A 24209-nucleotide genomic window follows, 5' to 3' on the forward strand; every position below is an offset into this window, starting at 1 on the left:
CAATTAACCATTAATCTACATGCACCTATTGCGATGGATGAAGGTTTACGTTTCGCAATTCGGGAAGGTGGCCGTACTGTAGGCGCCGGTGTTGTCGCTAAAATTATCGAGTAATTATAATGAGCAGCAATCAAAACATTAAAATAAGATTAAAATCCTTTGATCATCGGTTGATTGACTTATCAACTCGAGAAATTGTAGAGACAGCAAAACGTACTGGCGCACAAGTTCGTGGACCAATACCGTTACCTGTTCGAAAGGAAAAATTTACTGTATTGACTTCTCCGCATGTTAACAAAGATGCGCGAGATCAATATGAATTACGTACTCATAAACGCCTGGTCGTTATCGTTCATCCAACTGAAAAAACAGTAGATGCATTGATGAAACTGGATCTGGCTGCTGGGGTTGATGTTCAGATAAGCCTTGATGACTAAGATTAGGGTGAAGGATATTAATGAGGTGTTAGAATGATGATCGGTTTACTAGGCCGTAAAATCGGTATGACGCGGGTCTTTATGGCAGATGGAGTTTCAGTTCCAGTATCTGTTGTTGAAGTACACCCTAATAGAGTTTCTCAAATTAAAACTAAAGAAACTGATGGTTACACTGCAGTGCAGTTGACTGGTGGAGCAAAGAAAGCTAACAAAGTAAATAAACCTTTAACGGGTCATTTTGCTAAAGCTGAGATTGACGCTGGTGATATGCAAGTTGAGTTCCTGGTTGATTCTGAGGATTCATATAAAGCAGGACAAGTGCTTACTGTTGCTGATGTATTCCAAGCAGGTCAGTTTGTCGATGTTGCAGGAACGACCAAAGGTAAGGGTTTTGCAGGAACCGTTAAAAGATATAACTTTAGAACACAAGATGCGACACATGGTAACTCCAGATCGCATCGTGTACCTGGTTCTATTGGTCAAAACCAAACTCCAGGCCGTGTATTCAAAGGTAAAAAAATGGCTGGTCATTTAGGTAATGTACGTTGTACTGTACAAAGCCTTGAATTAGTACGTGTAGATGCTGAAAGGAATTTACTTCTGATTAAAGGCGCTATACCTGGTGCTCCTGGCTCACGTGTTGAGATTAAGCCTGCCGTTAAAAAGCAAGTACGAGGTGAGTGATGGAAATTACTACTATAGATACAAATACAAAATTAACACTGAACCAAGAAGTATTTGCATATGGTTATAATGAAGGCTTAATTCACCAAGCTGTAGTAACTTATATGAATAAAGCACGAAGTGGTAACAGTGCACAAAAGACTCGCTCTGAAGTTAGTGGCGGTGGTAAAAAGCCTTGGAATCAAAAAGGAACTGGTCGTGCTCGTGCGGGTACAATCAGAAGTCCAATTTGGAGAAGTGGGGGCGTAACTTTTGCTTCCAAGAAGAGAGATTATTCACAAAAAATTAATAAAAAAATGTACAAACGTGCATTACGTAGTATAATCTCCGAACTTTGTCGTAATGGTAATCTTATTGTTATTAGCGACTTCCAATGCGAAAGTAAGAAAACTAAAGAATTTATTAATAAAATGAATCAACTTAATCTGAATAATGCGCTTATCATCATGACCGAAGTGGGCGAAAATGAATATTTTGGTTCAAGAAACTTAATTGATTTCGATATCTGCGATGTTACAACTATAGATCCTGTTTCTTTACTCAGATTTGAAAAGGTTGTTGTGACAGAAGCTGCAATTAAAAAAATTGAGGAACAGTTACAATGAACGCTGAAAGATTGTTGATGGTTCTACGTGAACCACATACTTCTGAAAAAGCTACTGTCATAGCTGATAAGCTGAAACAGTTTACTTTCAAAGTATTGAAAACTGCTACTAAAACAGAAATTAAAATGGCGGTAGAGCAAATATTTAACGTTAAAGTTAAAAATGTATCTGTTATCAATGTGAAGGGAAAAACAAAGCGTTTTAAACAAACAAACGGAAAGCGTAGTGATTGGAAAAAAGCATTTGTAACTCTTCATGCTGATCAAGATATTGACTTTACAGCTACCGAATAAGGCAGATTAAGATGGCACTATTAAAATCTAAACCTACATCGCCTGGAAAACGTGGCGAGTTACGCGTGGTTCACCACCATATTCATAAAGGTAAACCACATTCTGCTTTAGTTGAAAAACTAAAGAAAACGGGTGGACGTAATAACCAAGGTAGAATCACCGTAAGACATATCGGTGGTGGTCAACGAAATCAATATCGTATTATTGATTTCAAACGTAACAAAGATGGTGTTCCAGCTCGTGTAGAACGAATTGAATACGATCCCAATCGTACTGCATTAATTGCATTGATTGTTTATAAAGACGGTGAAAGAAGATACATAATTGCACCAGCTAACTTGAATGTTGGTGATACCGTTGTAAGTGGTGCAGATTCACCGATTAGTATCGGTAACTGCCTTCCACTAAAAAACATCCCTGTTGGTACCACCATTCATTGCGTCGAAATGAAAGCTGGAAAAGGTGCCCAGGTATTAAGAAGTGCTGGAGCAAGTGGACAAATCGTTGCTAAAGAAGGTATCTATGCAACTTTAAGACTGCGCTCAGGCGAAATGCGTAAAATACATGTTCTATGTAGGGCTGTAATTGGTGAAGTGAGTAATAGTGAGCATAGTTTACGCGCCTTAGGTAAAGCTGGAGCAAAACGCTGGAGAGGTATACGCCCCACAGTTCGTGGAGTCGCGATGAACCCGGTAGATCATCCACATGGTGGAGGCGAAGGCCGTACTTCTGGTGGACGCCATCCAGTATCTCCATGGGGCTTACCAACTAAAGGTTATAAAACCAGAAGTAATAAGCGTACTGATAATTTTATTGTCAGAAGACGTAAAAAGAAATAATTTTTGAGAGGATATCAAGTGGCTCGTTCTATTAGAAAAGGTCCTTTTGTAGACCATCATTTGATTGCTAAAGTAGAAGCTGCAATTGAATCAAAATCTAAAAAACCAATCAAAACTTGGTCAAGACGATCGACAATCGTTCCTGAAATGATTGATTTAACGATAGCTGTTCACAACGGGAAAGATCATATCCCTGTTTATATAACAGATAATATGGTTGGTCATAAGTTAGGTGAGTTTGCCATGACTCGAACATTTAAAGGCCACTCTGGTGACAGAAAGGCTAAAGGTAAATAAGAGGATATGATGGAAGTTACAGCAAAACTGAAAGGTGCTCCCTTATCCGCTCAAAAGGGCAGATTGGTAGCCGATATGATTCGTAATATGAAAGTATCTGGTGCACTTGATGTCCTCAAGTTTACACCAAAAAAAGGTGCTCAATTAATGCTTAAATTATTGGAATCAGCAATTGCAAATGCTGAGAACAATAATGGTGCAGATATTGATGATTTAAAAGTAGGTATGGTCTGTGTTGATGAGGCAATGACTTTAAAACGTATTAGTCCCAGAGCTAAAGGACGTGCAAATAGAATTTGTAAACGTACCTGCCATATCACAATTAAAGTGTCTGACGAGGAATAGCAATGGGACAAAAAGTAAACCCTATAGGTATACGCCTTGGAATTATTAAAGATTGGAACTCTAAGTGGTTCGCAGGGAAGAAGTATGCTGAATTTTTGATACAAGATATCAAATTACGTACTGAACTTAAGAAGAAGTTAATGGCTGCTGCCGTAAGCAAAATTCTTATTGAGCGCCCAGCGAATAATGCTGTAGTGACCATATTAACAGCAAGACCAGGTGTTATTATTGGTAAAAAAGGTGGCGGTATTGAAACGCTGCGCAGCGAGATTTCAAATAAACTAGGTGTTCCTGTTCACCTGAATATTGAAGAAATTAAAAAGCCTGAGCTAGATGCAACACTTGTTGCTGAAGGAATTGCACAACAGTTAGAGCAGCGCGTCATGTTTCGACGAGCGATGAAGCGTGCAGTTACTTCTGCGCTAAAAGCAGGCGCCAAAGGTATCAAGATCTGTGTTAGTGGCAGACTTGGTGGAGCTGAAATTGCTCGTAGTGAATGGTATCGAGAAGGTCGTGTACCTTTACATACTTTCAGGGCAGATATCGATTATGGTACAGCAGAGTCTAAAACTACCTACGGTATTATTGGTGTAAAAGTCTGGATCTTCAAAGGGGAAATTCTCCCACAAAAGAAAAGATCTACTGACGTTGCCCAGTGAGTGAGGATTAATAATCATGTTACAACCTAAACGAACAAAATTTCGAAAACAGATGAAAGGCCGTAACAGAGGTTTAGCCTTACGCGGTAGCAACATCAGTTTTGGTGAATTCGGTTTAAAAGCTCTAGAACGTGGACGTTTAACAGCAAGACAAATTGAAGCAGCGCGTAGAGCGATGACACGTCACATTAAACGTGGCGGTAAAATTTGGATTCGAGTATTCCCAGACAAACCTATTACCCAAAAACCTTTGGAAGTAAGACAAGGTAAAGGTAAAGGTAGCGTTGAATATTGGGTTGCTCAAATACAACCTGGAAAGGTTTTATTTGAAATGGAAGGTGTATCCAGAGAGCTTGCGATGGAAGCTTTTGATCTGGCTAAAGCAAAACTTCCTTTCAAGGTTATATTTGAAGAAAGGAAGGTGATGTAATGAAAAAGATTGAAGAATTACGCGGTTTATCAGTTGAGGAACTGCAAAATGAATTGCTTTCATTACGTAAAGAACAATTAAATTTACGAATGAAAAAAGCAAGTGGCTCACTAGATAAAACACATCTCATCACTATGGTGCGTAAGTCAGTGGCAAGAGTGAAAACAATATTGACTGAAAAGGCAGGTAAGTGACATGTCTAATAGTGAATCAAATGCCAGAACAATGGTTGGAAAAGTAGTTAGCGACAAAATGGATAAAACCATCGTTGTGATGATCGAACGTTCAGTGAAGCATCCAAAGTATGGAAAAATTATGAAACGTAGATCCAAATTACATGCTCATGATGAAAATCAAGTCTGTAAAATTGGTAATATAGTGAAAATCCGTGAGTCAAGACCACTCTCTAAAACAAAAAGCTGGGTATTAGTCGAAGTAATTTCTTAATCAACATTGTTGATTTACTTTTAAAACCCTAAAAGGCCTGATATAATCAGCAACCTTTTTCTGGTCTAAATCAGAGCTGGAGTAGAAAATGATCCAAATGCAGACAGTGCTCGAAGTAGCTGATAACAGCGGAGCACGGAAAGTTATGTGTATTAAAGTGCTTGGTGGTTCGCACCGTAGATATGCACGTGTAGGTGATGTAATCAAAGTTAGTATTAAAGATGCAATACCTAGAAGTAAAGTAAAAAAAGGTGCTGTGATGAAAGCTGTGGTAGTTCGTACAGCTCAGGGCGTTCGTAGAGATGATGGTTCTTTAATTCGTTTTGATGGTAACGCTGCGGTGCTTTTAAATAATCAAAATGAGCCAATAGGTACCCGTATATTTGGCCCTGTTACTCGCGAGCTACGAGAGAGATTTATGAAAATAATATCTCTGGCTGCAGAAGTTTTGTGAGAAGGATTTAGATATGAAGCGTATTCAAAAAGGCGATGATGTAATTATAATTGCCGGCAAAAGTAAAGGTCATAGAGGTAAAGTCCTGCGTGTGACTGATAGTGGTGTTGTTGTTGAAGGTGGTAACCTGATTAAAAAGCATGTTAAGCCAAATCCACAAAAACCAGAACATAAGGGTGGGATAATAACTCTTGAGGCGCCGGTACACATTTCAAACGTTGCTCACTATAATCCCAACACCAAAAAAGCAGAGAAAGTAGGATTTAAATTTTTAGAGAGTAACGGTATTACTAAAAAAGTTAGATATTTTAAATCTGACAATGAAATAATTGACCGTGTTTAAGTAGGTGATTGAAATGGCAAGACTTCATGAGATTTATAAAAAAGATATCATCCCTATGATGATGAAACGGTTCAACTATTCCAGCATTATGGAAGTTCCTAAACTTCTTAAGATCACCCTGAATATGGGTGTTGGTGAAGCTGTTGGTGATAAAAAGGTGATGAACCACGCAGTTGAAGACATGACTTTAATCGCTGGGCAAAAACCAGTGGTAACTAAAGCCAAAAAATCAATTGCAGGTTTTAAAATTAGGGAAGGATGGCCAATCGGATGTAAAGTTACATTACGACGTCAACGTATGTATGAGTTTATGGATAGACTAATTTCCGTAACTTTACCCCGTGTAAGAGACTTTCGTGGCTTAAATCCAAAATCTTTCGATGGAACTGGAAATTACAGTATGGGAATTCACGAGCAGATCGTATTTCCTGAAATTGATTACGACAAAACAGACGGTATTCGTGGTTTAGATATTTGTATTACTACAAGTGCTAAAACAAATGAAGAAGCTAAAGCTCTATTAGAAGCCTTTAACCTTCCATTGAAAGATAGAGATAAAAAATAAGGGTGATATTGTGGCAAAAAAATCAATGCTTATGCGAGAGTTAAAGCGTAAAAAGCTAGTGAATAAATACAGTGCACGCAGAAACGAATTAAAAAAGTTGATTAAATCATCTGATGATTTTCAGGTAATAATGGATAGCCAGTCAAAGTTAGCTAAATTACCTATAAATTCAAATCCAGTTCGTTTTAAGACACGTTGTCAACAGTGCGGTCGTCCACATGGTGTTTATCGAAAGTTTGAGCTTTGTCGAATTTGCTTAAGACAACAACTAATGGTTGGTAATATACCTGGCGGAAGAAAATCCAGCTGGTAATTTTTTATTGGAGAAAGATTGTGAGTATGCATGATCCAGTTGCTGATATGCTGACCCGAATTAGAAATGGTCAACAAGCGAAGCATCAGCAAGTAACTTTAACTTCTTCTAAATTAAAAGAAGAGATAGCTCGTGTTTTAAAAGAGGAAGGATACATTGAAAACTTCTTCGTAGAATCACTAGATAATAATCTTAAATTAATGACGATAAAGCTGAAATATTATCATGGCAGACCCGTTATTGAGCTGATTAAGAGAATTAGCAGACCTGGATTGCGAGTATATAAATCCTATAAAGATTTAAGCTCTGTTCCTGGTTTTGGTGTATCCATATTGTCCACATCTCAAGGTATAATGACTCATATATCTGCAAAGATGAAAGGCGTTGGTGGCGAAGTCATCTGTGAAGTGGCTTAATACTTGCGAGGAATAATATGTCTAGAGTAGCAAAAGCCCCGGTAGTTCAACCAGCAAATGTTGAAATCACAATAGGTGATGGCGAAATTACTGTAAAAGGGCCTAAAGGAACACTAACCCAAAAAATTAATCGGTTAGTTAAAATAAGTCAAAATAAAGACTTAAACCATATCGAATTTGCACCTGCTGCAAATGATCCTCGAGCTTGGGCTCAGGCTGGTACAGCAAGAGCATTAGTTAACAATATGGTTAAAGGTGTAACTGAAGGTTTTGTTGTTACCTTGGAGCTGGTTGGTGTAGGTTACAGAGCACAATCAAAAGATAAATCGATTTCTTTATCTCTAGGTTATTCTCACCCTATCGAATACCATTTACCTAAAGGTGTTGACGTCGAAACTCCAAGTAATACAGTTATATTGCTAAAGGGTGTAGACAAACAAATTTTGGGCCAAGTAGCTTCAGAAATAAGAGCGTTTAGACCGCCAGAGCCTTATAAAGGTAAAGGTGTTAAACTTGCTGGCGAGTATATTGCTCGAAAAGAAGCGAAAAAGAAATAAGGTTTAAGTTATGAATAAACACAACTCACGTGTTCGACGTGGATTAAAGGCAAAAGCACTGATTCGTAAATCAGGCCGAGTAAGACTCGTCGTTTATCGAAGTGGTTTGCATATCTACTCACAAATTATTCAGGCAGATCAGCTTGGTGATAAAGTGATAGCTGCATGTTCGAGTAACGATAAAGAATTACGAGCAAGTCTGACCGGTAAATGTAAAGTAGAGCAGGCTACCCTTGTTGGAAAATTACTTGGAAAGCGTGCAAGCGAACAAGGCATTACTCAAGTTGCATTTGATCGTGCTGGTTATAAATATCATGGCCGAGTGAAAGCACTTGCAGAAGGTGCCCGCGAAGCTGGATTAGATTTTTAAGGAACGATTATGGCATTCGATGAATCATCACCTAAATCAGATGGCTATCAAGAAAAGCTAGTATCGGTTAATCGTACAGCTAAAGTAGTTAAAGGAGGCCGTGTTTTCGGCTTTGCAGTTCTTGTTGTTGTTGGCGACGGCAAGGGCAAGGTAGGCTTTGGTAGAGGTAAAGCAAGAGAAGTTCCAATTGCAATACAAAAAGCAATGGAGCAAGCTAAGAAGAATATGGTTTATATACCACTTTCTGGGTCAACAATATTCCATGAAATTACCTGGAGCTATGGTGCTTCTAAAGTATTTATGAAGCCAGCCAGTGAAGGTACTGGAATCATTGCCGGTGGTGCGATGCGAGCTGTATTGGAAGTTCTAGGCGTACAAAACATATTAGCTAAAAGTATTGGTTCTACCAATCCAAGCAATATCGTAAGAGCGACGATCGCAGCCTTAACAAATATTGGTACTCCAGATTATGTTGCGGCCAAGCGTGGTAAATCTGTTGAAGAAGTTATGGCGGGCTAACTATGGAAAAGAAAATTAAAATTACTTTGGTTAAAAGCATTATTGGCAGAAAACCAAAGCATATTTCGATAGTAAAACAATTAGGTCTAGGTAAAACTAATTCAAGCGTATCACATAATGATACTCCAGCAATTCGAGGACTTATAAATATGGTCGATTATTTGTTGCTGGTTGAGGAGAGTGTATAATGAATTTAAATTCTTTATCACCAGATCCTGGTTCAAAGCGTCCAAAAAGACGTTTAGGACGTGGTATAGGATCAGGGCTAGGTAAAACATGTGGCAAAGGTCATAAAGGACAAAAAGCTCGTGCTGGCGGGTTTCACAAAATAAACTTTGAAGGCGGTCAAATGCCTATTCAAAGACGTCTGCCAAAAATGGGATTTAAATCACGCATTGGTAGAACAGTAGATCAAATCTGCCTTAGCGAGCTTGCAAAACTAACTGCTGAGGTTATTGATCTCAATACATTGCGTGAAGCAGGCCTAATTAATAATTCCGTTAAAGATGTTAAAATCATCTTATCTGGTGAATTAACTACTGCCATAAAACTTAAAGGTTTAAGGGTCACTAAAGGAGCTCGTTTGGCCATTGAAGGTTTAGGCGGCAGCATAGAAGAGTGACTATGAAAAACCAAAAACATAACCCAAGCCAATCTCGTGGAGGATTGGCTGAACTTAAATCTAGATTATTGTTTGTTGTCCTTGGTATTCTAGTATATCGCCTAGGAGCTCATATTCCCGTTCCAGGTTTAGATCCTGCGCGATTAGCTAATTTTTTTAATGAACAACAGAATACAATATTTGGCTTGTTCAATATGTTTTCTGGTGGTGCTTTATCGCGTGTAACCGTATTTGCAATTGGTATTATGCCATACATTTCGGCGTCTATTATTTTACAACTTTTTACAGTTGTTTCTCCTAAATTAGAGCAACTCAAAAAGGAAGGCGAATCAGGGCGTAGGAAAATTAATCAGTACACACGATATCTGACGTTAGTGCTTTCAGTGTTTCAATCCTTAGGGATGGCGCGATGGTTAGCTGGGCAACAAATTGCGTTACAAGCTGATTTTTCATTCTACTTTACCGCTGTTGTTACCCTGGTAACAGGTACTATGTTTTTAATGTGGTTAGGTGAACAAATTACTGAGAAAGGTGTTGGTAATGGTATTTCATTAATTATCTTTTCAGGAATTGTATCAAGTATGCCGACTGCAATTGCTTCAGTTCTTCAACAAGTTAAAGAAGGACAAATGCAAGCCTTAACCTTAATAGTTATTGCAGCAGTTGTAGTTGTTGTGACTGGATTTGTAGTTTTTATGGAACGTGCGCAAAGGCGTATTAGAGTTAATTATGCGCAAAGGACACAGGGTAGGAAGGTTTATGCTGCACAAACAAGTCATTTACCTTTAAAGATCAATATGTCTGGAGTAATTCCCCCTATATTTGCTTCCAGCATCATCTTGTTACCTGCAACTTTGGCTCAGTTTTTCTCTCATACCAAAGGATTAGGTTGGTTGGCTGACGTTGGAATGGCTCTTTCTCCTGGGCAGCCTTTATACCTAATTGTGTATGCAATAGCGATTATATTCTTTGCATTCTTTTATGCTGCACTGGTTTTTAACCCAAAAGATACTGCAGATAATTTAAAAAAATCTGGTGCATATATACCTGGAATTAGACCTGGTGAACAAACAACCAAATATATAGATGGTGTGATGACTCGTTTGACACTTGTTGGGGCCATTTATTTAGTGCTCGTTTGTTTATTGCCTCAGATCTTGATGTATACATGGCATGTCCCTTTTTATTTCGGAGGAACGTCGTTGCTGATTATCGTAGTTGTTATTATGGATTTTGTAGCTCAGATACAAGCTCATTTAATGACGCAGCAATATGATTCTTTAATGAAAAAGGCAAATTTTAAAGGTACAAAATTACCTGGTCTTTTATGATTTTATCGGAGTTATGAATGAAAGTAAGAGCATCTGTAAAGCGAATTTGTCGCAATTGCAAGATTATTAAAAGAAGTGGCACTGTACGGGTTATTTGTAAAGATGCCAGACATAAGCAAAAGCAGGGTTAATATCCGCTTGATTTAATTTTATAAAAATAGTATTCTTCTGTCCCTTTCGACAGAACAAAATAACGTTCGGAGAAGTTAATGGCTCGTATTGCAGGAGTAAATATACCTGATAACAAACATGTTGTGATTGCTTTAACAGCAATATATGGTATTGGTAAACCTACATCCTTAAAACTATGTTCAACAGTTGGTATTGAACCTTCTAAAAAGGTATCTGAACTGACGGATGCTCAACTTGAGTCTTTAAGAACAGAAATTACAAAAATAACAGTTGAAGGTGATTTGCGTCGTGTTGTAACAATGAACATTAAACGCCTTATGGATCTAGGATGTTATAGAGGTCTAAGACACAGAAGAGGGTTGCCATTGCGAGGTCAACGTACGAAGACTAATGCTCGTACAAGAAAAGGCCGTAGAAAGGGCACTACCGTTTGATTTTTCATGTAGGAAAGTAAGATGGCAATAACTAAGTCAAAACAACAAAAAGTACGCAAAAAGGCAAAACGTGTCGTATCTGATGGAATCGTTCACGTTCATGCATCTTTTAATAACACAATAGTGACCTTTACTGATAGACAAGGTAATGCACTGTGCTGGGCCACATCTGGTGGATCAGGGTTCCGCGGATCCAGGAAAAGTACTCCTTATGCTGCACAGGTTGCTACTGAGCGTGCTGCTGCTGTTGCAAAAGAATACGGCATGAAATCTGTGGCTGTATTTGTTCATGGTCCTGGACCAGGCAGAGAATCCACTATCCGTGAATTGATATCACAAGATTTTAAAATTGTAGAAATTACCGATGTTACGGGTATACCTCATAACGGGTGTAAACCACCTAAAAAACGTCGTGTATAAGACTCAGGAGTAATTAATGGCTAGATATCTTGGTCCAAAATGTAAGCTATCACGTCGTGAAGGTTGTGATTTATTACTTAAAAGTGGTGTCCGTGATCACAAGTCCAAATGTAAATCAGAAAAATTACCTGGACAACATGGTGATAAAAAACCACGTCTAAATGGTTATGGAATTCAGCTTAGAGAGAAACAAAAAATAAGAAGATTATATGGTATTCTTGAAAAGCAATTCCGTGGCTATTACAAAATGGCTGCTCGTATGAAAGGGGCTACAGGTGAAAATCTAATGTCTTTAATTGAAAGACGATTAGATAATGTTGTCTATCGCATGGGTTTTGCAACGACGCGCGCTGAAGCTCGTCAATTGGTTACCCATAAAGCCATACTGGTTAATGATAATATAGTTAACGTACCATCATTTTTAGTAAAACCTGGTGATGTGATTTCTGTTCGACAAAGAGCTAAAAGTCAAGGCCGCATTCAAGCAGCTTTAGCATTGTCTGAACAAAGAGCTCCATGTGATTGGATTACTGTAGATGCTTCCTCTTTTAAAGGGACCTTCTCTACAGCACCAACGTTAACTGACTTATCTTCAGACTACAACGTAAACTTAGTTGTAGAACTTTACTCTAAGTAAGCTCGGAGAAATAGCTGAATGTATACTGAAATCAATGAAATGTTGACACCTAATGTTCTTAAGGTCCAGGCTGAATCGCCCTATAAAGCTAGAATAGTTTTAGAGCCTTTGGAGCGTGGCTTTGGTCATACTCTCGGCAATGCTTTGAGACGTATTTTATTGTCTTCCATGCCAGGAAGTGCAATTACTGAAGCATCTATAGAAGGTGTTTTACATGAATACAGCACTATTGAAGGCGTGCAGGAAGATGTTGTGGATATCTTACTCAACCTGAAATTAGTGGCAATAAAAATGACAGTTGGCGAAGAGGCTATTGTTACAATCAATAAGCAAGGACCCTGTCAAGTTACCGCTGGAGATATTCAACTGACCCATGGTTTGGAGATGGTTAATCCTGAACTCGTCATAGCTAATTTGAATGAAAAAGGCAAATTAAATATGACCATGAAGGTTGAACGAGGAATTGGTTTCCACAGCACTGATTCATTTATTAGACATTTCGATGAAGAAGTAGAACGAAAAACTGTCGGAAAACTTAAAATTGATAACAGTTTCTCGCCAGTTAAGAAAGTAGCTTACTATGTAGATAGTGCTCGCGTCGAGAATCGTACTGACTTAGATAAGTTAACAATAGAATTAGAAACTAATGGAACTATAGATGCTGAAGAATCTATAAGAGTTTCTGCTAGCATTCTACAAAGACAACTTCATGCATTTGTGGATATGAAATTTGAAGAGTCTCGATCTGATAACAAAGAACGGAATGATTTTGATCCTATTCTGTTACGTTCAGTCGATGATCTAGAATTAACTGTCCGTTCTGCAAATTGTTTGAAAGCAGAAAACATACATTATATAGGCGACTTAGTACAAAGAACTGAAAACGAACTCTTAAAAACCCCTAATCTTGGTAAGAAATCTCTAACTGAAATTAAGGATGTTTTAGCGTCACGTTCCTTGTCGCTCGGTATGAAGCTTGAGAATTGGCCGCCAGCAAATCTTGGCGAATAAAGTTTAGGAGTTTTGGTTATGCGTCACCGTAATACAGGCAGAAGTTTCAGCCGTACAAGTAGCCACAGAAAGGCTATGTTTGCTAACATGTGTTGTTCTTTAATCGAACATGAGTTGATTAAAACAACATTACCAAAAGCAAAAGATCTACGTCGTTATATTGAGCCATTAATCACGGTTTCAAAAGTAGATTCTGTAGCTACACGTCGACATGTGTTTGATATTTTACGATCTAAATCGGCTGTTGGTAAATTGTTCAAAGATTTAGGGCCACGTTTTGAAAAACGTCCTGGCGGTTATATTCGAATTATTAAATGCGGCTTCAGAGAGGGCGATAATGCGCCTATGGCAATCGTTGAGTTGGTTGACCGTCCTTCTGCTGACGATAATTCAGAAGAGTAATCCACAAATTATTCTATATTAACCCGCCTCCCAGCGGGTTTTTTTATTGAAAGTCCTTTTTAAAAATGGGGTACTCTCAACCAGAACGTACTAAAATCTGGATTGTATTTGATTAAATTTTGAGAACCTTCCGAAATAAGAACTCAGTGATGATTATCTTGAATAAGATGAAACCGCTCATACACATCTAAAATTATTCTAAACCTGAAATTTGTGTACCTGATTCTGTCCTTATTAAATGAATTGGCTTCTTTCCTGATAATTTTTCAATTTTCATTGCCAGATCGTATGAGTGTGTGGTTAACCATATCTGCGAATATTGAGAAGCTTTTGCTATTAATTCAGCCATGGGTTCCATAAGCTCCGGATGTAAGCTTGTTTCTGGCTCATTTAAAGCAAGCAATGTTGCGGGCCTTGGACTTAATAAAGCCGCAATTAAACACAAATATCGTAAGGTCCCATCGGAAAGTTCTCTGGCTTCCAGCGGACGTAAAATTCCTGGCATTTGTAATTGAATATCGAAACGCGTTTTACTATCGACATTAATAATTAATTTTGAACCTGGAAAGGCTCTACCTATCGACTGAGCAAGCATTTCATGATCCCCAATTTCCATGATGGTTTGTAATGCTGCTGCGAGATTATAACCATCATTGCTTAACACTTCAGTTCTTGTTCCTATTTGTGGATTTCTAATAGGTGATCCGGAATCAGTTCGGAAATGATGATAAAATCTCCACCTTTTAAGTTGTTTACTCAAAGAAAATAGCTCAGGATATAAATGCGGATCTTGTATCTGTGATAAAATTGATTCAGATTGTGACAAGCTTACTGGATAAGGAGTGCGTTGGCCGTCTTGGTTCATAATCCAGGCGGAAGGTCCTTGTCTCTCCATTAATGTCGTACCTGGTCGTCTCGATTTTCCAACCCATACTTGCTCTGATTTCACTTCTGGATCAAGCGCAAACATCGATAGGGAGGGCATAGGTAATCCGCATGTCAACTCATAATTAAAATCATCGGTTTCAATAGTTAATATCATGCGAACTGGAGCTTTGGAGCGAGTTAGCTGTTTTCTCTTTCCTGCCCATAAAATAGATGGCATGCCACCTTCGTAGGCCAATGTTTCTGCTAATTCTCCATTAACTGCATTTGCAAGCAAACGGACAGCTTGATATAAATTACTTTTACCACAACCATTTGCCCCTACTATAACATTGATATCGTCCATAGGCAGACGTATATTTTGAATCGAGCGATAGCCCTGAATGGATAATGTTCTGATCGGCATGTTATGGATAGAGTTTATAATTTAACCTGCTTTTTATCGATATATCATCACTTGGATGCTGAACGCAATCGCGTAAGCCTGTTTTCCAGCCAATTTCTTTACCTACACAAACCTTAATTATTCTGCCCTTATTTTACTAAGGGCAGAAGAGGAAAAAGGATATTCCGAGTGAATTAGAATGGAACATCATCATCTAAATGATCAAAAGCGTCTTGCACCACTTGTGGGGATGATTGTTTTGCGGGACTTGGATTATTGGGTGCAAATTGAGCTTGTGGCATTTCATCAAAACTGGATGTTCCTGTACCTTTATTGTCTAGCATTTGAATGTCATTTGCTACAATTTCAGTGGTATATCTATCTTGACCTTGTTGATCTTGCCATTTTCTGGTTCTTAGGCTGCCTTCTACATAAAGTTTGGAGCCCTTGCGGACGTATTCGCCTGCTATCTCACCCAAGCGATTAAAACATACGACACGATGCCATTCAGTTCGTTCTTGTTTTTCACCGGATACTTTATCTTTCCATGTTTCACTCGTAGCAATGGATAGAGTGGTTACAGCATTTCCATTAGGTAAATAACGTACGTCGGGATCAACACCCACATTGCCAATTAAAATGACCTTATTTATACCGCGCGCCATTTTTTATCTCCTGTATGCGAAAGTTAGGAGAAGAGTATACCTAATTTATATATCCCTTGCACAGATGTACGTGAATCGAATTAAAACAAGCACATCACCCATATGAAGAAAAACCAGGGTTGAAAATAACATCCTTTAATCAAAATGGGTAATGCCTTGATTCCTAGTAAGATCATACAACCGCTCAATTTGCTTTTGGGTTACTCTGGGTGTTGATAGAGGAGGTAGATGCTCTGGATCAAAAAAATCAATTTCAGAAATCTCAAGGTTTTCTGTGGCAGTCCCTGAAAGAATATCACAATGAAAAAAGCATTTATAGGCGTGAGGCTTGCGGTGGATGATCATGTTTTTGTTTATCCCATAATGCCAAGAGACGGATAACTCGAACATTAAATCCCGTTTCTTCTTTAGCTTCTCGAATGACGGATTCGGAAGCGGATTCATTTGTTTCCGCCCATCCACCGGGTAATGTCCATAGGGCATCTGAGCGCTCTTTCACTAATAAAATTTTATTGGCTTGCAAAATAAAAGCGCGAACATCAATTTTAGGCGTAGCATATCCGGTCTCTAAAGAAAAAATCTCCTGGATCTTGGAAATTGGAGTGTTTGAATAATTTGCCATGAATTCGCAAGCAATCTCCCGAAGTCTTAAATACCGTTCTTTATCGAAGTCATTATTTGAATAAGTTAGGCCATTTTGGGCTATCGCTTGGATTTCTGAGATATACTTTAACCAGGTTGGATTATTATTAGTCAAGATCGCTCCTCCAAGTTGCGCATTTTATTTTGACCTGTTTCTCTTGACTCTCACGTAACGTGATAGTTTAAAATCAGCTTTCAGGAGAATGTTGTATGAAATATTATCAAATTAAAGAAATTAGCCAAATGACCTCATTAACCATTCGGTCTTTACAGTATTATGATGAAATTGGTTTATTAAAACCTACCCAACGTACTTTAAATGGCTATCGTATTTATTCTGAAACGGACTTAATCCAATTACAACAGATTACTACATTAAAGTTTTTAGGTTTTTCTTTGGCCTCAATCAAAAAAATTATTCAGAAGCCAAATTTTGATGTGTTGACTTCTATTGGCATACAAGCTCGAGAGTTAAATAATAAAGCCGCAAGAATCAATGAGGCGGCATCTTTACTCACTTATATCTCCAGCCAAATGGAAATGAACCAACCCATCAATTGGAAAAGTACTGCAAAAATTATTGAAATATTGGAGTTAAACACCATGAACGATCATATTTTAAAAAAATATCAATCCGAAGCGGAAAAGTCAGAGCTAGGTAAGAAATCTGCCTACGATGTATCTTATAATCCCAATCGCCTCTATCCAATTCCACGAGCAGGGAAGAGACAAGAAATTGGGGTTGATCCGCTGCATTTACCCTTTTATGGTTTCGATTGCTGGAACCATTATGAAGTATCTTGGCTCAATGCCAAAGGCAAACCGATGGTTGCGATTGCTGAGCTCCTTTATGACTGCAGTTCACCAAATATCATTGAATCAAAATCTTTAAAACTTTATTTTAACTCCTTCAATAATACCCGCATAAATAATGTTGAAACGTTAAAAGATACCATTACGAAAGATTTGCAAGAGCGTGTTGGTGCAGAGGTAGTCGTCAAAATTTATCCATTGGATGCAGCCAACCAGCATGCAGTCCAACCATCTTTAGATGGTGAATCCCTGGATCATTTAGATATTGAATGCTCCGAATATCTTGTTGATCCTTCAACCCTTACAGCAAGCGATGAACTTGTTGAAGAAAGTTTATTTTCCAATTTGCTCAAATCAAATTGTCTGGTTACAAATCAGCCCGATTGGGGGAGTGTACAAATAATCTATAAGGGGAAGAAAATAAACAGGGAAGGTTTATTGAAATACATCATTTCATATCGCAATCATAATGAGTTTCATGAGCAATGCATCGAACGTATTTTTATCGATATCATGAACTATTGTAAGCCCGAAAAACTGACTGTTTATGGTCGTTATACTCGCCGGGGCGGGTTGGATATCAATCCTTATCGTTCCACTGAAAAGACTTCCTTTGCCGGTAAAAATTTGCGCTTGGTACGTCAGTAAGGAACTAAAAGAGATTAGTGCGCAATTAAGAAAAACACTGCTTAACGCTTCTTTGGAATTTTTAAGGGTGACTTCCTTAACACAAGCAGATGATCCTACTAATCTTCATATTGCCCAGATTATTTAAGGATAGAAATCAATATGATGTTTTGTATCATCTCATGCAATATGCCGGTTTTTTAATCTATAGCTTCCACGACAGCCTGAACTTCAAAAAAGAGAGTGTTCGGAACAGTCTACCCTAATATCCAATTCAACGACTGATTGGAAAAGGGGCATTATCGTGGGTATCTGAACCAGAAATAAAGTTCTCATCTGAACAGTCTATGCAGATGAAGAGGTGAGAATTTTTTCCGCACTGCCCACGACATAACGTTCCTTATCTACACGTAAATAAAAAACATGCTCGCTTTCTGCGAATGCAACTTCAATAACGCCTTTAACTTTAAGTAAATGAGCGATGAGAAGTTCTTTATGCTTAGGCAAGCCATAAGGTAATATCAGTGTGGCAATAGAGGTATTAGCTTTCATTGTAAACGACACCAGTAGCCATAAACAGCTCACAACAGCATTGGTTATAAAAATTCCCTTGTTGCTATTCCATTGGTACAGAACTCCAGAAAGCGCTCCTCCAATAAAAATTCCTAAAAATTGGCTGGTTGAATAAACACCCATTGCAGTACCTTTGCAGTTAGGATTGGCCTGTTTGGAAACCAAAGAAGGTAAAACAGCTTCCAGGATATTGAAGGCAACAAAATAAATTAACATAAGTACGCATAAACTAATCCAGTTTTCAAAAGAGAAAGCAAGAAATAATTGGCTTATTGCTATGAACAAAACGGAAAAAACAAAAACGCTTTTCATCTGTTTCTTCTTTTCCGCGAGGATAATGAAAGGAATCATAAGAATAAATGCAATGAGCATAAGAGGCAGATAAAAATGCCACTGTTGGGTTAAATTGCCCAATTGCACTTGTTTTTTTAGAATAAAAGGGATCGCAAAAAATGTGGCGGTGAGAATAAAATGCTGACAGAAAATGCCCAAATTAAGCCGTTGCAATTGCAGATTAGAAATAACTTGGTTTAATAAAGCAGGATTTGTTTCACTATCAACATGGAAACGTTCCTTGACAGGTTTTGGAATAATGAAGTGGAGTATCATAATGCCTGTAATAGCCAAAACCGTCGTTAAATAAAAAATTCCCGATAGACCAAAGCGGTGGGTTAGAGCTGGGCTTAGCACCATGGCCAAGCTAAAAGAAGTCCCAATGCTCATACCAATAACGGCCATGGCTCTAGTGCGTTGCTCATCCGGTGTCAAATCAGCAAGTAACGCGATCAATACGCTACCAATGGCTCCTGTACCTTGTAATGCTCTCGCAAAAATCATCCCATAAATGGAGTGGGTTAATGCGCCAAATAAGCTACCTAAAGCAAAAAGGAGTAAACCCATTGTAATTATGGGCTTTCTACCAATTTTATCGGAAAGAATTCCAAAAGGCATTTGGAGAAGACCTTGGGCAAGACCATAGATGCCGAGGGCCAAACCGATTAACGCAGGAGTTGCACCCTGCAAATTGTCTGCATAAATACTAAATACCGGTATGAGTAAAAACAAACCGAGCATACGAAAGGAAAAAATCGACGCAATTGGGAAAACTGTTTTAAACCAAGAATGCTTCATTCATTAATAAATATTTTGCTTATCGTGTGCCGATAGTACAAAGTTACCCCTCCAGAAACAAGATATTTGTAAATTTAATGATCTAATCATTGCTTTATCAATGAATAAAAAAGAAAATGTAGATTTTGTAGTGAGGGTCTCCTTATGAGTTTGGTTTTCGAAGGTAAAGTTGGATTAATCACAGGCGGTGCACGAGGTATTGGTAAAGCAACAGCATTAAAATTGGCTGAAGCAGGAAGTGACATTGCCATAGTTTATTACAACAGTTCTGATGAAGCCCAAGCTTTAATTGAAACGCTGCACCAAATGGGCCGTAAAGCGATCGCTTTACAAGCGAATGTTGCTGATCATCATTCTGTAAAAGAAATGATGGAACAATTCAGAAAACATTTCAACAGGCTTGATTTTCTAGTGAGTAATGCAGCAAGTGGCGTTTTAAAGCCTGCTATGAAAATGTCAACCAAACATTGGCGTTGGTGCATGGAGACAAATGCCTTGGCATTAAACCATTTAGCTACAGAAGCTCGTTCGTTGATGCCTAAAGGAAGTCGAATCATTGCCTTATCAAGCCTTGGCGCATCTCGAGCGATACCTAACTATGCATTTATAGGCGCATCTAAAGCGGCGCTTGAAGCATTAGTTCGTTCTTTAAGTCTTGAACTGGCTGTCGGTGGGATAACAGTAAACACAGTTTCTGCTGGAGTAGTAGATACCGATGCATTAAAGCATTTCCCGAATAGAGAGCAGTTATTGGATGAATATCAGGCACACTCCTTGAGTGACAGACCATTGACAACACAAGATGTAGCCAATGCTGTTTATCTCTTGTGTTTACCCGAAGCCTCCATGATTAATGCCCATACTTTGTTTGTTGATGCAGGATATAGCCAAATTGGCTAAAAACATATCAATCTTTATTTTGTGTCTTTAAAAAAATGTATGATATAATTTCGGGCTTTGTAAATTAGCTGATCTCTGGGGAAAAAATATGAATGTAGCAGACGTTTATCCTAAAGTTAGGGAAATTGTTGCTGATGTGCTAGTAATTGATGCGGACGAAATATCTCTCAACAGTCGATTAATAGCAGATCTTGGGGCTGAATCCATCGATTTTCTTGATTTGGTATTTCAATTAGAAAAAGAATTTAAAATTAAAATTCCTCGTGGTCAATTGGAAAAAAATGCGCGTGGTGATTTAGCAGAAGATGAATTCGAAAAAGGGGGCAACATCACTGAAAAAGGTTTGCAAGCATTGCAAAATTATTTAAGTGAAATCCCTGCAGATCAATTCAAGCCAAATATGAAGGTCAATGAAATACCAATGTTGTTTACTATTGAAACATTTTGTAAATTAGTTGTTTCTGCAATAAAAGAACAGCAAACTGCAGGATCTGAGGCATAGTTCAGATTGTAAATACAAAACTAAGGGCTTAATAAATTCTGATGAGATTCTTATTTGTAGATCGAATTGTGACATCATCACCTGGTGAATTAATCCGGGGTATCAAACATGTTACCTCGAATGATGCATTCCTAACCGTTGATGAAAAGGACCGTCCCTGTTTTATCCCGTCTTTGATAGGAGAAACATTAGGCCAATTGGCTGCTTGGAATGTTATGGAGCTTCACGGATTTGCCCTTAGGCCTGTTGCCGGAATTGTAGCCAAAGCGTCCATGTATCGTCCAGCTTATATCGGCGAAACGCTGTTGCTTGAGTCTTTCATAGACCGTGTGGACGAATCAGTAATGCAATATCATAGCCAAGCAAGAGTTGGCAGTGAGCTTGTTTTCACTCTTGAAGGTGCCTTAGGGCCTTTATTGCCAATGAATGACTTTATTCAATTGGATGAAGTGAAGCAGCAGTTTTGGGAAATAAATCGTCCTGGTGATTGGCCTGCAATTTGTCAGGAAAGCGTCCCCATAAGTCATGACGATCTCGTGATGTGCTCGAATTTACCTATAGTACCTATGACTTTTGATAGAGTTCGAACCAGCCAGGCGGGGGTTAGCTTAATCGCAGAAAAAAGAATTTCACGAGCCGCCCCCTATTTTGCAGATCATTTTCCTAAGAAACCTGTATTGCCATTGACTGTGTTGCTAGAATGCAAGTTAAATTTAGCTTATGAATTTATTCGACGGGCAGGATACTCCATAGATTACAAAGTGAGTGAATTACGCAAAATAAAAATGAGCGACTTTGTTTTTCCTGGTGATGTCATTGAATGTTTGGTGACAGTCAAGAATAAAACAGATGATGAGTTGATTTTATCTTATCGCACAGAAGTTGCTGGGAAGCGTGTTTGTGTTGTAGAAATGGTACTAATTCCTAGAGGTGAATAAAGTGAAAAAAAGACGTGTAGCGATTACAGGTTTGGGAGCGGTTTCTCCTTTAGGACTCGATGTGCAATCCACATGGACCAATTTATTAGAGGGACGTTCAGGAATCTCTAACATCAATCAGTTTGATGCCAGTTCCTTTCCAACCTATATTGCCGCTGAAGTCAAAAACTTTTCACTCACTCCAAAATTAGTGTCAAAACGAAGTCGGTTTTCCGTGTCTTTTACACGTTTTGCCCTTCAAGCGGCCCAAGAGGCTTTTGATGATGCAGGTATTTTGCCTACAGAGGACACGGCATCAAAATGGGGAGTCGTGACCGGCAGCGGCATGATGACCGCAGAATTTGATTATCTCTCTCGCTTTCAAAAAATTTGTGCTCCAGATGGTGAAGCCAATTGGGAACTTTTGCTCAATCATACCCAAGATTTTTATAAATTATCTGATTTTGGTAAAACCACGCCCAATTCAGGCCTCTCTTTATTAATTCAACAATTTGGAATTCGAGGCTATGCGTCTTCCGTGCACACCGCTTGTGCTTCAGGAGGGCAAGCTTTAGGATTGGCAATGCAGGTCATTCGTCGGGGTGAAGCGGATTTCATGTTGGCTGGTGGATTTGATTCCATGATCAACCCGTTGGGATTATCCAGTTTTTGTTTATTAGGCGCCTTATCAACATATAACGAGACGCCTGATACAGCAAGTAGGCCATTTGATGCGACACGTAATGGATTTGTTTTGGGAGAAGGCGCTGCTTTTTTAATTCTTGAAGAATGGAGCAAAGCAAAAGCTCGAGGCGCGCGTATTTACGCTGAATTGGCAGGTGAAGGAAACTCCTTGAGTTCATATCGAATTACAGATTCACATCCCAACGGTGACGGGGCAATTCAAGCAATAGAACGTGCTTTGCATGATGCAGGGGTTAAGCCTAACGATGTGGATTATATTAATGCCCATGGCACCTCCACAAAAATGAATGACTTAAGTGAAACCAATGCGATTAAGGCCGTTTTTGAAGAAAGTATTTCACGGTTGCCCGTAAGTTCGACAAAAAGTCAAACTGGCCATTTGATTGCAGCAGCTGGGGCTCTTGAAGCGGTGTTATCGGTAAAATCTATTGAGCAAGCCCAAATTCCTAAAACGGCTAACTTAACCACTCCCGATCCAGAATGTGATCTAGATTATGTCATTGATGGGCCGCGAGAAGGCTCCTTAGGTGTTGTGTTATCTAATTCTTTTGGATTTGGTGGCTCCAATAGCTGCTTATTATTTAAGCATCCTGAATTTGAAGGGGCAGGGTTATGACTCAGAGCAATAGAGTTTTTATTACAGGACGAAGTGCCTTAACGGCATCAGGTGCAACTGCTGATGCAACCTGGGATGCGATTCTATCCGGAAAAAATGGCATTGCTGAAATAAGCCAATGTGATTTATCTCAATGGCCTTCTCGATTAGGGGGAGAATTAAAAGAGTTTAATCCAGCAAAAATGCTGCCCGATCGTAAATTAATGAAAGTTATTTCACGTCAGGATGTCATGGGCATCCATGCTGCTGTTCAAGCTGTCGAACAGAGCCAAATGATTCCATTTCGGGATTCGCTTGAAGATGCTGCCACATTTAACGAACAAACTGCTGTTTTCGTAGGATCACCGGGCAATAAGTATTTTCAACAATACGATTTTTTACCTTTATTGGCAAAAACCCAGGAAAACATGCAGCAGTTTGCAAATCAACTGTTTGAAACCGTTCATCCCATGTGGTTATTGAGGATTCTACCCAATAATGTTCTTGCTTATACCGGAATAACTTACGAATTTAAAGGACCAAACCATAATGTCACCAATCATGCAGTGAGCGGAACGCAGGCTTTATTAGAGGCATATCATGCCATTCGAAGTGGACAGGCAGAAAGGGCTGTAGTAGTTGCCTATGATATAGCGACCGAACCACAAGCATTATTTTATTATGAACAACTCGGCGTATTAAGTTATCAGCATTTAAAACCCTTTGATGAGTCTCATGATGGGACAATTTTAGGTGAAGGTGCTGCAGCTTTGGTTTTAGAAAGCGAAACCAGTGCACGTGCGCGATCAGCAACATGTTATGGGGAGGTCCTTGGTGGATTATCTTCGAGCGAGGCCGAGGGATTATTTTCAGTAGATACGAGCGGCCAACAACTTACTGAACTCATTCAGCGTACTTTGAAACAGGTCGATGTGAATCCAAATGATTTAGGTTTTATCGTGGCCCATGGAAATGGAAACAGCAAATCAGACTCTAGTGAAGCGCAAGCGATTCACAATGTATTCGGTCGAGAAGAAATTCCGGTAACAGCATTTAAATGGTCTATGGGGCATACCATATGTGCATCAGGATTGATTGATGCAGTGATGGCTACCTACGCTCTTTCAACCAAATGTGTTCCTGGTGTCGCTAATTTGCAAAAAGTTGCATCCAGTTGTAGTGGATTGCGCGTCAGCGCTGAGCATCAACCATTAGCTAGAGGTCCTTATGCTTTAACCATTACTCGAGGATTTGCTAGTATGAATGCGTGTTTGGTGATTAAAGCTTGTGACTGAATTGAATCAAAA

Annotated in this window: 39 protein-coding genes and 1 pseudogene; 36 read left to right on the plus strand and 4 right to left on the minus strand. The window is 38.8% G+C overall.

The window, feature by feature from the left end; translation table 11 throughout:
- The 29 genes from BU07_RS17145 to rplQ form a co-directional block, all read left to right on the plus strand.
- The coding region (locus tag BU07_RS17145; protein ID WP_479724423.1) for an EF-Tu C-terminal domain-related protein at nt 1–114 on the plus strand (114 nt) is incomplete at its 5' end.
- A gap of 5 nt (nt 115–119) precedes the next feature.
- Entirely contained in the window at nt 120–437 is a 318-nt protein-coding gene (gene rpsJ, locus BU07_RS0102205; protein WP_010654833.1) for a 30S ribosomal protein S10, read from the plus strand.
- Nucleotides 438–470: 33 nt separating this feature from the next.
- Complete coding sequence (gene rplC, locus BU07_RS0102210; protein ID WP_035898948.1) at nt 471–1121, plus strand: 50S ribosomal protein L3; 651 nt, start codon at nt 471–473, stop codon at nt 1119–1121.
- Nucleotides 1121–1726, plus strand: a complete 606-nt coding sequence (gene rplD / locus BU07_RS0102215) for a 50S ribosomal protein L4 (protein WP_031563286.1) — start codon at nt 1121–1123, stop codon at nt 1724–1726. The genes rplC and rplD overlap by 1 nt, the downstream gene beginning before the upstream one ends.
- Complete coding sequence (gene rplW / locus BU07_RS0102220; protein WP_031563289.1) at nt 1723–2019, plus strand: 50S ribosomal protein L23; 297 nt, start codon at nt 1723–1725, stop codon at nt 2017–2019. Before rplD ends, rplW begins: the two co-directional genes overlap by 4 nt.
- Nucleotides 2020–2030: 11 nt before the next feature.
- On the plus strand, nt 2031–2858 hold the full coding sequence (gene rplB / locus BU07_RS0102225; RefSeq protein ID WP_031563291.1) for a 50S ribosomal protein L2: 828 nt from the start codon (nt 2031–2033) through the stop codon (nt 2856–2858).
- A gap of 18 nt (nt 2859–2876) precedes the next feature.
- A complete protein-coding gene (gene rpsS, locus BU07_RS0102230; protein WP_010654828.1) occupies nt 2877–3155 on the plus strand; it encodes a 30S ribosomal protein S19 in 279 nt (92 codons plus the stop codon).
- Between the two features lie 9 nt (nt 3156–3164).
- The gene (rplV, locus tag BU07_RS0102235) at nt 3165–3500 is read left to right on the plus strand and encodes a 50S ribosomal protein L22 (protein WP_003633087.1); all 336 of its coding nucleotides are present in this window, start codon (nt 3165–3167) and stop codon (nt 3498–3500) included.
- A gap of 2 nt (nt 3501–3502) precedes the next feature.
- The gene (rpsC, locus tag BU07_RS0102240) at nt 3503–4159 is read left to right on the plus strand and encodes a 30S ribosomal protein S3 (RefSeq protein ID WP_031563293.1); all 657 of its coding nucleotides are present in this window, start codon (nt 3503–3505) and stop codon (nt 4157–4159) included.
- A gap of 16 nt (nt 4160–4175) precedes the next feature.
- On the plus strand, nt 4176–4589 hold the full coding sequence (rplP, locus tag BU07_RS0102245; protein ID WP_031563295.1) for a 50S ribosomal protein L16: 414 nt from the start codon (nt 4176–4178) through the stop codon (nt 4587–4589).
- Complete coding sequence (gene rpmC, locus BU07_RS0102250; protein ID WP_031563297.1) at nt 4589–4783, plus strand: 50S ribosomal protein L29; 195 nt, start codon at nt 4589–4591, stop codon at nt 4781–4783. Before rplP ends, rpmC begins: the two co-directional genes overlap by 1 nt.
- Nucleotide 4784: 1 nt before the next feature.
- Complete coding sequence (gene rpsQ, locus BU07_RS0102255) at nt 4785–5036, plus strand: 30S ribosomal protein S17 (protein WP_019233369.1); 252 nt, start codon at nt 4785–4787, stop codon at nt 5034–5036.
- A gap of 88 nt (nt 5037–5124) precedes the next feature.
- Nucleotides 5125–5490, plus strand: coding sequence for a 50S ribosomal protein L14 (rplN, locus tag BU07_RS0102260; RefSeq protein WP_006872243.1), 366 nt, complete (start codon nt 5125–5127; stop codon nt 5488–5490).
- A 13-nt stretch (nt 5491–5503) separates the two neighbouring features.
- Complete coding sequence (gene rplX, locus BU07_RS0102265; protein WP_031563301.1) at nt 5504–5833, plus strand: 50S ribosomal protein L24; 330 nt, start codon at nt 5504–5506, stop codon at nt 5831–5833.
- Between the two features lie 13 nt (nt 5834–5846).
- A complete protein-coding gene (rplE, locus tag BU07_RS0102270; protein ID WP_031563303.1) occupies nt 5847–6398 on the plus strand; it encodes a 50S ribosomal protein L5 in 552 nt (183 codons plus the stop codon).
- A 10-nt stretch (nt 6399–6408) separates the two neighbouring features.
- The gene (gene rpsN, locus BU07_RS0102275; RefSeq protein ID WP_031563306.1) at nt 6409–6711 is read left to right on the plus strand and encodes a 30S ribosomal protein S14; all 303 of its coding nucleotides are present in this window, start codon (nt 6409–6411) and stop codon (nt 6709–6711) included.
- Between the two features lie 26 nt (nt 6712–6737).
- Nucleotides 6738–7127, plus strand: a complete 390-nt coding sequence (rpsH, locus tag BU07_RS0102280) for a 30S ribosomal protein S8 (protein ID WP_207384423.1) — start codon at nt 6738–6740, stop codon at nt 7125–7127.
- 17 nt (nt 7128–7144) lie between these two features.
- Nucleotides 7145–7684 carry a 50S ribosomal protein L6 gene (rplF, locus tag BU07_RS0102285; protein ID WP_031563310.1) on the plus strand — a complete coding sequence of 180 codons (540 nt, stop codon included), beginning with the start codon at nt 7145–7147 and terminating at the stop codon, nt 7682–7684.
- 10 nt (nt 7685–7694) lie between these two features.
- Entirely contained in the window at nt 7695–8054 is a 360-nt protein-coding gene (gene rplR / locus BU07_RS0102290; RefSeq protein WP_031563312.1) for a 50S ribosomal protein L18, read from the plus strand.
- A gap of 9 nt (nt 8055–8063) precedes the next feature.
- The gene (gene rpsE, locus BU07_RS0102295; protein WP_031563314.1) at nt 8064–8573 is read left to right on the plus strand and encodes a 30S ribosomal protein S5; all 510 of its coding nucleotides are present in this window, start codon (nt 8064–8066) and stop codon (nt 8571–8573) included.
- A 2-nt stretch (nt 8574–8575) separates the two neighbouring features.
- Complete coding sequence (gene rpmD, locus BU07_RS0102300) at nt 8576–8761, plus strand: 50S ribosomal protein L30 (protein WP_031563316.1); 186 nt, start codon at nt 8576–8578, stop codon at nt 8759–8761.
- Complete coding sequence (gene rplO / locus BU07_RS0102305; protein ID WP_031563317.1) at nt 8761–9195, plus strand: 50S ribosomal protein L15; 435 nt, start codon at nt 8761–8763, stop codon at nt 9193–9195. Before rpmD ends, rplO begins: the two co-directional genes overlap by 1 nt.
- Before the next feature lie 2 nt (nt 9196–9197).
- A complete protein-coding gene (secY, locus tag BU07_RS0102310; RefSeq protein ID WP_031563319.1) occupies nt 9198–10526 on the plus strand; it encodes a preprotein translocase subunit SecY in 1329 nt (442 codons plus the stop codon).
- 17 nt (nt 10527–10543) lie between these two features.
- On the plus strand, nt 10544–10657 hold the full coding sequence (gene rpmJ / locus BU07_RS17150) for a 50S ribosomal protein L36 (protein WP_084157778.1): 114 nt from the start codon (nt 10544–10546) through the stop codon (nt 10655–10657).
- Between the two features lie 78 nt (nt 10658–10735).
- Nucleotides 10736–11092, plus strand: a complete 357-nt coding sequence (gene rpsM / locus BU07_RS0102315) for a 30S ribosomal protein S13 (RefSeq protein WP_031563321.1) — start codon at nt 10736–10738, stop codon at nt 11090–11092.
- Nucleotides 11093–11113: 21 nt separating this feature from the next.
- A complete protein-coding gene (gene rpsK, locus BU07_RS0102320; RefSeq protein ID WP_003633055.1) occupies nt 11114–11512 on the plus strand; it encodes a 30S ribosomal protein S11 in 399 nt (132 codons plus the stop codon).
- 16 nt (nt 11513–11528) lie between these two features.
- Entirely contained in the window at nt 11529–12149 is a 621-nt protein-coding gene (rpsD, locus tag BU07_RS0102325; RefSeq protein ID WP_031563323.1) for a 30S ribosomal protein S4, read from the plus strand.
- An 18-nt stretch (nt 12150–12167) separates the two neighbouring features.
- Nucleotides 12168–13160 carry a DNA-directed RNA polymerase subunit alpha gene (locus BU07_RS0102330; RefSeq protein ID WP_031563325.1) on the plus strand — a complete coding sequence of 331 codons (993 nt, stop codon included), beginning with the start codon at nt 12168–12170 and terminating at the stop codon, nt 13158–13160.
- An 18-nt stretch (nt 13161–13178) separates the two neighbouring features.
- Nucleotides 13179–13562, plus strand: a complete 384-nt coding sequence (rplQ, locus tag BU07_RS0102335) for a 50S ribosomal protein L17 (protein ID WP_031563328.1) — start codon at nt 13179–13181, stop codon at nt 13560–13562.
- A gap of 193 nt (nt 13563–13755) precedes the next feature.
- On the opposite strand, the gene BU07_RS0102340 is transcribed toward rplQ, so the two are convergent.
- The 3 genes from BU07_RS0102340 to BU07_RS16615 all read right to left on the minus strand — a co-directional run bounded on the left by BU07_RS0102340 (nt 13756) and on the right by BU07_RS16615 (nt 16254).
- Nucleotides 13756–14853 (minus strand): AAA family ATPase, encoded by a 1098-nt coding sequence (locus tag BU07_RS0102340; RefSeq protein WP_031563330.1) that lies wholly within the window; start codon nt 14851–14853, stop codon nt 13756–13758.
- A gap of 173 nt (nt 14854–15026) precedes the next feature.
- Nucleotides 15027–15497, minus strand: a complete 471-nt coding sequence (gene ssb / locus BU07_RS0102345; protein WP_031563332.1) for a single-stranded DNA-binding protein — start codon at nt 15495–15497, stop codon at nt 15027–15029.
- Between the two features lie 313 nt (nt 15498–15810).
- The gene (locus BU07_RS16615; RefSeq protein WP_242601885.1) at nt 15811–16254 is read right to left on the minus strand and encodes an NUDIX hydrolase; all 444 of its coding nucleotides are present in this window, start codon (nt 16252–16254) and stop codon (nt 15811–15813) included.
- Nucleotides 16255–16382: 128 nt separating this feature from the next.
- On the opposite strand from BU07_RS16615, the pseudogene BU07_RS17830 reads away from it, so the two are divergent.
- Together BU07_RS17830 and queF are read left to right on the plus strand one after the other, a co-directional pair.
- Nucleotides 16383–16502, plus strand: a pseudogene (locus BU07_RS17830) (MerR family DNA-binding transcriptional regulator); the annotation flags it as partial.
- Between the two features lie 240 nt (nt 16503–16742).
- On the plus strand, nt 16743–17600 hold the full coding sequence (queF, locus tag BU07_RS0102355) for an NADPH-dependent 7-cyano-7-deazaguanine reductase QueF (protein WP_031563334.1): 858 nt from the start codon (nt 16743–16745) through the stop codon (nt 17598–17600).
- Between the two features lie 324 nt (nt 17601–17924).
- Here queF and BU07_RS0102360 read toward each other — a convergent pair whose 3' ends face one another.
- Nucleotides 17925–19283: an MFS transporter gene (locus tag BU07_RS0102360; RefSeq protein ID WP_031563336.1), complete on the minus strand. Its 1359-nt coding sequence runs from the start codon at nt 19281–19283 to the stop codon at nt 17925–17927.
- A 144-nt stretch (nt 19284–19427) separates the two neighbouring features.
- On the opposite strand from BU07_RS0102360, the gene fabL reads away from it, so the two are divergent.
- The 5 genes from fabL (at nt 19428) to BU07_RS0102385 (ending at nt 24197) form a co-directional block, all read left to right on the plus strand.
- Complete coding sequence (fabL, locus tag BU07_RS0102365) at nt 19428–20183, plus strand: enoyl-[acyl-carrier-protein] reductase FabL (protein ID WP_031563338.1); 756 nt, start codon at nt 19428–19430, stop codon at nt 20181–20183.
- A gap of 88 nt (nt 20184–20271) precedes the next feature.
- Complete coding sequence (locus BU07_RS0102370) at nt 20272–20685, plus strand: acyl carrier protein (RefSeq protein ID WP_031563340.1); 414 nt, start codon at nt 20272–20274, stop codon at nt 20683–20685.
- 41 nt (nt 20686–20726) lie between these two features.
- On the plus strand, nt 20727–21623 hold the full coding sequence (locus BU07_RS0102375; RefSeq protein ID WP_031563342.1) for a 3-hydroxyacyl-ACP dehydratase FabZ family protein: 897 nt from the start codon (nt 20727–20729) through the stop codon (nt 21621–21623).
- Nucleotide 21624: 1 nt separating this feature from the next.
- Nucleotides 21625–22923, plus strand: a complete 1299-nt coding sequence (locus BU07_RS0102380) for a beta-ketoacyl-[acyl-carrier-protein] synthase family protein (RefSeq protein WP_031563344.1) — start codon at nt 21625–21627, stop codon at nt 22921–22923.
- Nucleotides 22920–24197, plus strand: a complete 1278-nt coding sequence (locus BU07_RS0102385; RefSeq protein ID WP_031563346.1) for a beta-ketoacyl-[acyl-carrier-protein] synthase family protein — start codon at nt 22920–22922, stop codon at nt 24195–24197. The genes BU07_RS0102380 and BU07_RS0102385 overlap by 4 nt, the downstream gene beginning before the upstream one ends.
- Nucleotides 24198–24209: the final 12 nt, after the last annotated feature.

The organism is Legionella wadsworthii DSM 21896 = ATCC 33877, assembly GCF_000701265.1.
Taxonomy (GTDB): Bacteria; Pseudomonadota; Gammaproteobacteria; order Legionellales; family Legionellaceae; genus Legionella; species Legionella wadsworthii.

Bases quoted from the DNA above. Each gene is read 5' to 3' on its own strand.
- BU07_RS0102375 (WP_031563342.1), top strand. From the start codon at position 20,727: ATGAGATTCTTATTTGTAGATCGAATTGTGACATCATCACCTGGTGAA.
- rpmJ (WP_084157778.1), top strand. From the start codon at position 10,544: ATGAAAGTAAGAGCATCTGTAAAGCGAATTTGTCGCAATTGCAAGATT.
- rpsM (WP_031563321.1), top strand. From the start codon at position 10,736: ATGGCTCGTATTGCAGGAGTAAATATACCTGATAACAAACATGTTGTG.
- rplD (WP_031563286.1), top strand. From the start codon at position 1,121: ATGGAAATTACTACTATAGATACAAATACAAAATTAACACTGAACCAA.
- rpsD (WP_031563323.1), top strand. From the start codon at position 11,529: ATGGCTAGATATCTTGGTCCAAAATGTAAGCTATCACGTCGTGAAGGT.
- rplF (WP_031563310.1), top strand. From the start codon at position 7,145: ATGTCTAGAGTAGCAAAAGCCCCGGTAGTTCAACCAGCAAATGTTGAA.
- rpsH (WP_207384423.1), top strand. From the start codon at position 6,738: ATGCATGATCCAGTTGCTGATATGCTGACCCGAATTAGAAATGGTCAA.
- rpsQ (WP_019233369.1), top strand. From the start codon at position 4,785: ATGTCTAATAGTGAATCAAATGCCAGAACAATGGTTGGAAAAGTAGTT.
- BU07_RS0102370 (WP_031563340.1), top strand. From the start codon at position 20,272: ATGAATGTAGCAGACGTTTATCCTAAAGTTAGGGAAATTGTTGCTGAT.
- queF (WP_031563334.1), top strand. From the start codon at position 16,743: ATGAACGATCATATTTTAAAAAAATATCAATCCGAAGCGGAAAAGTCA.
- rplC (WP_035898948.1), top strand. From the start codon at position 471: ATGATGATCGGTTTACTAGGCCGTAAAATCGGTATGACGCGGGTCTTT.
- ssb (WP_031563332.1), bottom strand. From the start codon at position 15,497: ATGGCGCGCGGTATAAATAAGGTCATTTTAATTGGCAATGTGGGTGTT.
- BU07_RS0102385 (WP_031563346.1), top strand. From the start codon at position 22,920: ATGACTCAGAGCAATAGAGTTTTTATTACAGGACGAAGTGCCTTAACG.
- BU07_RS0102360 (WP_031563336.1), bottom strand. From the start codon at position 19,283: ATGAAGCATTCTTGGTTTAAAACAGTTTTCCCAATTGCGTCGATTTTT.
- rpsC (WP_031563293.1), top strand. From the start codon at position 3,503: ATGGGACAAAAAGTAAACCCTATAGGTATACGCCTTGGAATTATTAAA.
- rplN (WP_006872243.1), top strand. From the start codon at position 5,125: ATGATCCAAATGCAGACAGTGCTCGAAGTAGCTGATAACAGCGGAGCA.
- rplX (WP_031563301.1), top strand. From the start codon at position 5,504: ATGAAGCGTATTCAAAAAGGCGATGATGTAATTATAATTGCCGGCAAA.
- rpsE (WP_031563314.1), top strand. From the start codon at position 8,064: ATGGCATTCGATGAATCATCACCTAAATCAGATGGCTATCAAGAAAAG.
- rplV (WP_003633087.1), top strand. From the start codon at position 3,165: ATGGAAGTTACAGCAAAACTGAAAGGTGCTCCCTTATCCGCTCAAAAG.
- rplW (WP_031563289.1), top strand. From the start codon at position 1,723: ATGAACGCTGAAAGATTGTTGATGGTTCTACGTGAACCACATACTTCT.
- rplE (WP_031563303.1), top strand. From the start codon at position 5,847: ATGGCAAGACTTCATGAGATTTATAAAAAAGATATCATCCCTATGATG.
- BU07_RS0102340 (WP_031563330.1), bottom strand. From the start codon at position 14,853: ATGCCGATCAGAACATTATCCATTCAGGGCTATCGCTCGATTCAAAAT.
- rplP (WP_031563295.1), top strand. From the start codon at position 4,176: ATGTTACAACCTAAACGAACAAAATTTCGAAAACAGATGAAAGGCCGT.
- rpmD (WP_031563316.1), top strand. From the start codon at position 8,576: ATGGAAAAGAAAATTAAAATTACTTTGGTTAAAAGCATTATTGGCAGA.
- secY (WP_031563319.1), top strand. From the start codon at position 9,198: ATGAAAAACCAAAAACATAACCCAAGCCAATCTCGTGGAGGATTGGCT.
- rpmC (WP_031563297.1), top strand. From the start codon at position 4,589: ATGAAAAAGATTGAAGAATTACGCGGTTTATCAGTTGAGGAACTGCAA.
- rplR (WP_031563312.1), top strand. From the start codon at position 7,695: ATGAATAAACACAACTCACGTGTTCGACGTGGATTAAAGGCAAAAGCA.
- rpsK (WP_003633055.1), top strand. From the start codon at position 11,114: ATGGCAATAACTAAGTCAAAACAACAAAAAGTACGCAAAAAGGCAAAA.
- rpsJ (WP_010654833.1), top strand. From the start codon at position 120: ATGAGCAGCAATCAAAACATTAAAATAAGATTAAAATCCTTTGATCAT.
- BU07_RS0102330 (WP_031563325.1), top strand. From the start codon at position 12,168: ATGTATACTGAAATCAATGAAATGTTGACACCTAATGTTCTTAAGGTC.
- fabL (WP_031563338.1), top strand. From the start codon at position 19,428: ATGAGTTTGGTTTTCGAAGGTAAAGTTGGATTAATCACAGGCGGTGCA.
- rplB (WP_031563291.1), top strand. From the start codon at position 2,031: ATGGCACTATTAAAATCTAAACCTACATCGCCTGGAAAACGTGGCGAG.
- rplQ (WP_031563328.1), top strand. From the start codon at position 13,179: ATGCGTCACCGTAATACAGGCAGAAGTTTCAGCCGTACAAGTAGCCAC.
- rplO (WP_031563317.1), top strand. From the start codon at position 8,761: ATGAATTTAAATTCTTTATCACCAGATCCTGGTTCAAAGCGTCCAAAA.